A 7,443-nucleotide genomic window follows, 5' to 3' on the forward strand; every position below is an offset into this window, starting at 1 on the left:
CTAATACTCGAGAAACATAGTCATGACCCGGAGTCCTCTGTCGGCCGCGCGCACCCCTTTCATACGACTGCTTGTCCCGCTGCTGGCGGGCATTGTGGGGGAGCATCTGCTCCACCTCCCCGTGTGGAGTTGTACCCTGCCTGCCCTGGCCGGTATGACGTTGTGGATTGCGGCCTCCGGTCGCAGCCGCATCGAGGAGCAATATCGCCGGCGCCGATTCTTTGGCTGGGGCCTCTTCCTCATCGTCTTTTCCCTGGGGGCCATCCTGCATGCCACGCAGCACCAACGAGACCCGCTACCCGAGGAGTTCTATCCCGTAGCCGTGGCTCACATCGACCAACGAGCCGCCGAGAAAAACAACGCCTACTACTGCCCGGCTACCCTCACGGCTCTAATCGATACGACGGGACAGGCCATACCCTATCGCGAGAAAGTAGCTCTTTATTTCGAGAAAAGTCTCCAAGCCCGACGCCTCGACTACGGCGACCAGGTGGCTTTTGAATTCGATCTGCAACCCATCGACGTCGGGGGTAACCCCGGCGATTTCGACTTTGCCTCATTCATGCGACACCAAGGAATCGTCCAAAGCCAATATATCACCGACTCGAAATGGCGATGTATCGGCCACCAGCCCCGGTCGGGATTCTGGAAGTGGGTCACCACCAGGCAAAGCCAACTCGCACACCAAATCGACACCTGCCGCCTGTCACCGCACAGTGCCCTGCTGCTAAAGGCCCTTATGCTGGGCGACCGGCAAGGGTTTCCACAAGAGCTGCGGCAAGCCTTTTCGGCGGCGGGGCTGTCGCATATCCTGGCCGTGAGCGGACTCCACATGGGCGTGGTGGCTTCGCTGGTCTATCTGCTGCTCTTCCCTCTCGCCTGGAGCGAATGGGGGCGCCGGCTGCGCCCTCTGCTCACGCTTTTCGCACTATGGCTGTATGCCTGCATAACGGGGTTGTCGCCCTCGGCTGTGCGTGCCTGCATCATGGCCTCCTTCCTCTTGACGGCCGAACTGCTCGAACGGCGCAACAGTTCGCTCAACGCACTGTTTGCTGCCGCTTTCTTCATGCTGCTCTACGATACCCATCTACTCTTCGACGTGGGATTCCAGATGAGTTTTACTGCCGTAGCCGCCATCCTGCTTTTCTATCGACGGCTAAATATAGGGGGCAAGTCGCCGCACGTTGTCGTACGCTGGGCCAGCTCCTGCATAGCCGTTTCGCTGGCGGCCCAAATCGGAGCCCTTCCCATCGCCATCTATTATTTCCATACCATCCCCCTGCTCTTCTTGATAGGCAACCTCGTGGTATTACCCCTGCTGCCTCTCATCTTCGGCTTGGCTCTGCTCATGCTTTTACTCACGTCACTGCACTTCCCCTATGTATGGATTGCGACAGCTACCGACTGGCTGTTACAGTCGATCGAGTGGTTGAGCAACCATATCGAGCAGTTGCCGGGGAGCCACATCGAAGGGGTGTGGCTGGCCCCGCGCTATCTGTGGCTCTACCTGGCAGGCGGGGTGCTGGCCTATCTGACCGTGAAGCGTCGCTCGAAACGTCTTCTCTGGGCCACGCTGGGAGCGGGAATCGTTTTCCTGACGGCCGACCTGGCGACCTATCACCCACCCCGCCCCGAGATGGTGGTTTACGAGAGTGAGCCATCGACCGTAGTCCAATTGAGCGATCCAACCGGGTGCTACCTGCTTTTGCCCGACTCACTACCCCGGTCGGAAGAGTTGGCGGGCGAGGCTTATCGCCAACAAAACGGGCATAAGACCCACAAACTCTTCGGGCCCAAATCGGGAGTATTCCAGAACGAGGAGATCTTCATCGCTTACCCCTTTGTCGAGTTTTATGGCAAACGGCTGCTCTTGCTCGACTCTTGCCTGTGGCAGCAACACTCGGTCCACAAACCGTTACGGGTGGACTATGCCATCATCGACCGACGGTTCGACGGACGGCTTGCCGACGCTATACGACTCTTCGAGGTAGGCCACGTCATCATCGGTGCCAACGTGCATCCCGCCCGCGCCCGCTCGTGGATGAACGATTGCTACAAACGGGGAATACCCTGCCACGACGTGCGCTCGCAAGGGGCCTGGGTATATACTCCCTGAAGCGTGGCAGACCCCAAGGGAAAAACCGGCGATTCATGAGAAAAGAGATTACAGAAAAGGGCCGTGATCGCTCATGCGATTCACAGCCCTTTGTACTATTGTTACGCAACGGAGGCTTCCTGCCCCCACGGTTTTGACAGACTTTATTTGCTCTCGGTATTCTCGGCAGCCGGCTCCACCTCTTCGGGTTCGGCATCGGCCTTCTTCTCCTCAACGAAGTCGGTATTTCCGGTCTCGACCAGCAGGTTGTACCAGCTGATGAGTTTCTTGATATCGGTCACATATACTCTCTCGCGGTCGAAGTTGGGAAGCACCTCGGCCAGATAGGCTCGCAAAGCCTCGGAGTCGGCCTTCTTGATATCGATCGATGCCTTGGCACCGTTTTCCTTCTTCTTAATCGATTCCAACACTTCGCCCAGAGGCACATCGTCCTCATCGGTAAAGATGGCAATATCGCCCAGCGAAATGATTTTTTCATGTGCATAGGCAGGTTGACGCTTACCGGTCTGCAACGACTCGACAATCAACATATTCTTAGCTTGAGATACCAACTTGTACAAACCGGGTTTCCCAGAGATAGATAAGATCGTTTTCAACATAAAAATTGGTGTTTTATATTTAATGACTTAATCAATTTGAATTGCAAAAATAATATACTTGTCGGGTTTAATCGATTTATCGGGAGAAAATTTTTTCTTACCGCACGGCTCCCAACAGCGACAGCACGGTAGCAATGAGCGACTCCCGACCGTCGTTACAGATGAGACGGGTTGCCCGTCGGCCCCGCTCCTCGTCGCTCATTTGCGAGGCGATGCGGCGACGCACCTCGTCGGGCGTGAGCCCGCTGCGCTGCTGCACCCGCTCGATGCGCAAGGCCTCGGGGGCGGTGACCAGCCACACTTCATCGACCAGGCGGTCGAGATGCGACTCATACAGGATGGCCGACTCGACAAAACAGATATCGGCCCGGCAACTGCGACTCCAACGATCAAAGTCGTGCCGCACGGCGGGATGTACGATGGCATTGAGCCGGGCTATCTGCTCGGGATTGCCAAAGACCAGCGAGGCCAATCGAGGACGGTCGAGCACCCCACCGGCATATACATCGGGACCGAAGGCCTCGACAATTTGACGTTTCAACTCAGTCGAGGTATTCATGAGGCGCCGGGCCTCGGAGTCGGTATCATAGACGGGGTAACCCATCACCCGCAACAGGTTCGACACGACCGACTTGCCGCTGCCTATGCCCCCAGTAATTCCTATTCGTTTCATATGGTATCGGGAATCGAGACTACGACCGAGTCGTTTACATAGTCAAAGACCGGTCTCTTTTGTTCCAGAATATAATCGACACTATCTTGTGAGAGTATGATGTTACGCACAAACTCGGGATACTTCAATACCCTGATGCACAGTTTTCCGGGAGCCGGGCGTTTCGTCAAATCGGCATAATCGACACCCACCAGGAAGTTTTCTTCGCTGACTGCTGCAAAGCGGCTGAAGGGCATCATGCACGAGAGTTGTACCGACGAGGGGAAGGTGATGAGCGACCAGTTTGACGGCACGCCTTGAGGTTCTATGGGTATGTTGAGCAGTTTGGAGGTCATCTCTTCGACAGGAATGGTCACCGTCACTTCGCTGGGAACAACGCGCACATTGGGAATCCGTGCTACCTGCACAGTCGTGCGCAACGTATCGCTGAGCCGGGAGGTAGAAAACTCGACGGTCGAGACCTCCTTTATCCGGTTCAGGAAAGCAGGTTCGCCATAGACCATTACCGAATCGACATCGGCCGTCATGGGGCCGCTCACAACACACTGCGGGGTGGTCGAGACATGCCCATTCACCACCAGTTTCACCTGCTTGCCGGCACTGTGGGTATATTGCACTTTCAACGTATCGGGCATAATCGACAGGATGGTGGTTGTGGGCCGCAACGACTTGCGCAGAAGGGTTTCGAGTTGCGGGAGAGTTAATATGAACGAACTTCCACCCCGGTCATACTCCTGAAAGTTGATGCGCATGGGCGACAGACCTTCAATGGCATAGCCCAGCATCACGGGACCTTTGTCGCGTATGCGCACCTCCATATGGGTGGGCAAATCGTTGATAAGGGTCGTCCTCTCGGGGAGGTCTTGTAACTCGACCGGGATTTCAAACGAGGTTTCTACCTCTTCGTTCAATCCCTGCATGAACCAGAATACCAGCGACAGAAGCACGAAACCCAGGAATGTAAACAACTCCCGCGTGCGTTCCTGACGGAATGTAGCGCCTATCTTACGGACAATTGCCTTGAATCGGGTGACTATGCGGGCCGAAATGTTCTTTTTCATACAATCTCGCAATGGCTATATACAACAAAGATAAAGTTTTTTATCGTGACCGATGGTCTCTACCGATAAAAAACTTTATCTTTTTATCTTCTCGGCGTAAAATACGCTATCGCAAAGGAGGCTTACTTGCCTTGTTGGGCAGTATTGTCTTTGGCATCGGCTACCGACGGATAGACCGAATCCTTGGCAATGCGCACACGAGTATTCTCGGCAATCTCGACAATGAAGGAATCATTTTTCACCTCTTTGATTTTACCAAACAGGCCACCGGCCGTAACGACTTTATCGCCTGCCGTGAGTGACTCGCGGAATTTGCGGATCTCTTTCTGACGCTTGGTCTGCGGACGGATCATGAAGAAATAGAAGATTGCAATCAAGGCTACCATCATGATGATGCTCGACATGCCGCCCGACATTCCGGTCCCGGTTCCCGATTGTAAAAGAATAGATAATGTTGTCATAATTTAGTTTTTAATAATTTATAGGTGTCCCCCTCGAAAATGAGGGTCCACAAATATATAACAATTTTTTTACTCTTTTGTCAGAACGCCCTCTTTTTTAAGATTGTCGGCAATGGCATTGAGCACACCGTTGACAAACTGCCCGCTCTTGGAGGTGCTGTACGATTTGGCCAGCTCGATGTATTCATTGAGGGTTACACGGGTAGGTATCGACGGGAATTTGTAGAATTCGCTCAAGGCTACCATCATGATGACGATATCCATGAATGCGACCCGCTCGATCTCCCAGTTGCGAATGAAATTCTCGATATAGCTGCGATACTCGTCGCCATGCAACAAGGTGTTGCGGAAGAGCTCTTTGGCAAACTCGGCATCATCGTCGTCCTTGAACATGGGCAGAAGCGACTGCGACTCACCGTTTTGCTCGCTGAACTGTTTGATGGTTTTCAATACAAAGGTGGCGATAATTTCCAGGTCGTCGTTCCAGTAGAGCGATTTCTGTTCGAGCAGGTCGAGCAACTCCTCGTCGGTGCAGAACATGTTCTTTACCACCTTTTTCCAGAACTCGCAATCGTTTTCATACGAGTCTTCGGGAGCCTCCATATACTCTTTGTAGATGTCGCTCTTGACAATCCGCTCCGAAAAATCTCTCAAGAACTCGGGATCGTTGGTCCAGGTGATGGGCTTCTTCTCGTGATAATCCTTGTAGTCGTTGCAATTTCGCAACTGCTCGATGAAACGGTTTTTGACGAAACGCATGTTGGGATTCTTCTCCTCGGGAGTCGCCAGGAACTTCATGCGGGCAGCTTCGACCCGGGCAGCCTGCGTGTCGGTGAGCTCGACCATCAGCGTGAGCAACAGATGATACAACTCATAGGATTTCTCGAAACTGAAAAAGAGCTCCTTCTCGGCATCCATCACCGTCTTGTCTTTGGTCAAAAAATAGGAATAGGCTATTTGTATGACTTTGGAACGGATTAGTATTCTATTGATCATATTTTAATGAACTAATTGTGCGTTTTATTTTTTTCGGTCACTCTCTACCCTCGCCTGTATCGATGCGACAGGGCGAGAAAAATCTGCAAGCCGCACTATTCCATCTCGATAGTGCGGCTTGCATTTATACCTGGCAGGCTATTATTCGATAGCCGATTTTTCCTTTTCGGGGTTTTTGTAATAGATCTTACCTTCTATATATTCTTGCGTAGCGATGAGGACGGGTTTGGGCAGCTTCTCGTAGTAGCGCGAAATCTCAATCTGCTCGCGGTTCTCAAAGACCTCCTCGAGATTATCGTTGCACGAAGCGAACTCCTGGAGTTTCTTTTCCAGGTCGGCTTTCATTTCAACGGCAATCTGGTTGGCTCTTTTGGCAATAATACATACAGTCTCATAAATGTTTCCCGTGTCGGAAGACAAAGCCACCATATCGCGTGTTACGGTGTTTGTCGGTGCATTTGTTTTCTTGTAATCCATTATTATTAAAGATTAATCTTTTACGTATTTGTTAGCCACCTTAAATATATTCTCGGCCTCCTTGGTATATTGACCCGAGGGATAATCGTTGATAAACGAATAGTACTCGTCGATCACATCGCGAAATCGCTCGGGTTTCTTCTCTTCGATACTTTGCACGGCCTCCTGATACTTCGACTTCAGGATAAGCATCGAGAGGGTCTCTTTATAGCGGGTATAGGGATACTCTTTCAATGCGTTTTGCGCCGTGATGATAGCCGACTGGTAGTTGTTGCCCATATAGTTGCCCAGGTTGTAATAGAGCTGGGCATTGAGCAACTCTTTGTAAACCAGCTTATCTTGCAGTTCAAAGATGATATCTTGTGCCTGTTTGGCCCGCTCGCTGTTGGGGAAGTAGTCGAGGAAACGTTGCATTTCGTCGATAGCCTTGTAGGTACCCGTCTGGTCGAGCTTGGCCTCGGGCGAATCGAGGTAATAGCCATAGCCGCAGTAGAAGCGGGCCAGCTCGGTATATTCGCCTTTGGGATAATTCTTGTAATAGGCCTGGAAATATTCGCCCGACGTTACATAGTCCTTATTGAGATAGTAGCTGCGGGCCAACAGATAGAGCGACTCTTCTGCCCGGTCGGTACCCTTGAAGATGGCCACCAACTCCTCGAGCAAGGTGGCTGCCTGCATATACTTCTTGCGCTCGAATGCCTTCTTGGCATAGTCGTATTTGAGCTCATAATCAGTACTTTTCAGTATCTTATTATACTCGCCGCACGATACCAGGAGCAAAGCACAAACGATAAAACAGATGAGTTTTCGCATTATTCGTTACTTTATCAGGTTGCAAAGTTAGAGATTTCGGCCGAATATGGAAAAGAAATAATGGAAATTTAACGGAGACTGCGATAAATGGTTTCTATTTATCGGCCACAACAATATTTGTATCGACGCACTAGTGTCCGGAGAAAAATTCTCCGACAAGGGTTTAATTATTAAACATCAATAAGTTATAAGCATTAGAAAATTTTTCGATTAGAACATCAGTAACTTTGCGGTAGCCATCAAGAGG

Annotated in this window: 8 protein-coding genes; 1 reads left to right on the top strand and 7 read right to left on the bottom strand. The window is 51.5% G+C overall.

Annotated elements, in window-relative coordinates:
- The first annotated feature begins 22 nt into the window (after window positions 1-22).
- Window positions 23-2,116 (top strand): ComEC/Rec2 family competence protein, encoded by a 2,094-nt coding sequence (locus tag B5G10_RS09115; protein WP_087424426.1) that lies wholly within the window; start codon window positions 23-25, stop codon window positions 2,114-2,116.
- A gap of 143 nt (window positions 2,117-2,259) precedes the next feature.
- Here the strand turns inward: B5G10_RS09115 and B5G10_RS09120 are convergent, their stop codons facing one another.
- The 7 genes from B5G10_RS09120 to bamD form a co-directional block, all read right to left on the bottom strand.
- A complete protein-coding gene (locus B5G10_RS09120) occupies window positions 2,260-2,715 on the bottom strand; it encodes a DUF5606 domain-containing protein (protein ID WP_087424427.1) in 456 nt (151 codons plus the stop codon).
- 97 nt (window positions 2,716-2,812) lie between these two features.
- Window positions 2,813-3,388, bottom strand: coding sequence for a dephospho-CoA kinase (coaE, locus tag B5G10_RS09125; RefSeq protein WP_087424428.1), 576 nt, complete (start codon window positions 3,386-3,388; stop codon window positions 2,813-2,815).
- Window positions 3,385-4,449, bottom strand: coding sequence for a hypothetical protein (locus B5G10_RS09130; protein WP_143241107.1), 1,065 nt, complete (start codon window positions 4,447-4,449; stop codon window positions 3,385-3,387). Before B5G10_RS09130 ends, coaE begins: the two co-directional genes overlap by 4 nt.
- A 122-nt stretch (window positions 4,450-4,571) precedes the next feature.
- Window positions 4,572-4,910, bottom strand: coding sequence for a preprotein translocase subunit YajC (yajC, locus tag B5G10_RS09135; RefSeq protein ID WP_087424430.1), 339 nt, complete (start codon window positions 4,908-4,910; stop codon window positions 4,572-4,574).
- 69 nt (window positions 4,911-4,979) lie between these two features.
- Window positions 4,980-5,906, bottom strand: a complete 927-nt coding sequence (nusB, locus tag B5G10_RS09140; RefSeq protein WP_087424431.1) for a transcription antitermination factor NusB — start codon at window positions 5,904-5,906, stop codon at window positions 4,980-4,982.
- 141 nt (window positions 5,907-6,047) lie between these two features.
- Window positions 6,048-6,383: a DNA-directed RNA polymerase subunit omega gene (locus tag B5G10_RS09145; RefSeq protein WP_025279566.1), complete on the bottom strand. Its 336-nt coding sequence runs from the start codon at window positions 6,381-6,383 to the stop codon at window positions 6,048-6,050.
- A 12-nt stretch (window positions 6,384-6,395) separates the two neighbouring features.
- Window positions 6,396-7,199 carry an outer membrane protein assembly factor BamD gene (gene bamD / locus B5G10_RS09150; RefSeq protein WP_206396562.1) on the bottom strand — a complete coding sequence of 268 codons (804 nt, stop codon included), beginning with the start codon at window positions 7,197-7,199 and terminating at the stop codon, window positions 6,396-6,398.
- Between the last annotated feature and the right edge of the window lie 244 nt (window positions 7,200-7,443).

The organism is Barnesiella sp. An55, from assembly GCF_002161555.1.
GTDB classification, from domain to species: Bacteria; Bacteroidota; Bacteroidia; order Bacteroidales; family Barnesiellaceae; genus Barnesiella; species Barnesiella merdipullorum.

Coding starts and splice junctions, on each gene's coding strand:
- B5G10_RS09115 (WP_087424426.1), top strand. CDS start 23: ATGACCCGGAGTCCTCTGTCGGCCGCGCGCACCCCTTTCATACGACTG.
- B5G10_RS09120 (WP_087424427.1), bottom strand. CDS start 2,715: ATGTTGAAAACGATCTTATCTATCTCTGGGAAACCCGGTTTGTACAAG.
- coaE (WP_087424428.1), bottom strand. CDS start 3,388: ATGAAACGAATAGGAATTACTGGGGGCATAGGCAGCGGCAAGTCGGTC.
- B5G10_RS09130 (WP_143241107.1), bottom strand. CDS start 4,449: ATGAAAAAGAACATTTCGGCCCGCATAGTCACCCGATTCAAGGCAATT.
- yajC (WP_087424430.1), bottom strand. CDS start 4,910: ATGACAACATTATCTATTCTTTTACAATCGGGAACCGGGACCGGAATG.
- nusB (WP_087424431.1), bottom strand. CDS start 5,906: ATGATCAATAGAATACTAATCCGTTCCAAAGTCATACAAATAGCCTAT.
- B5G10_RS09145 (WP_025279566.1), bottom strand. CDS start 6,383: ATGGATTACAAGAAAACAAATGCACCGACAAACACCGTAACACGCGAT.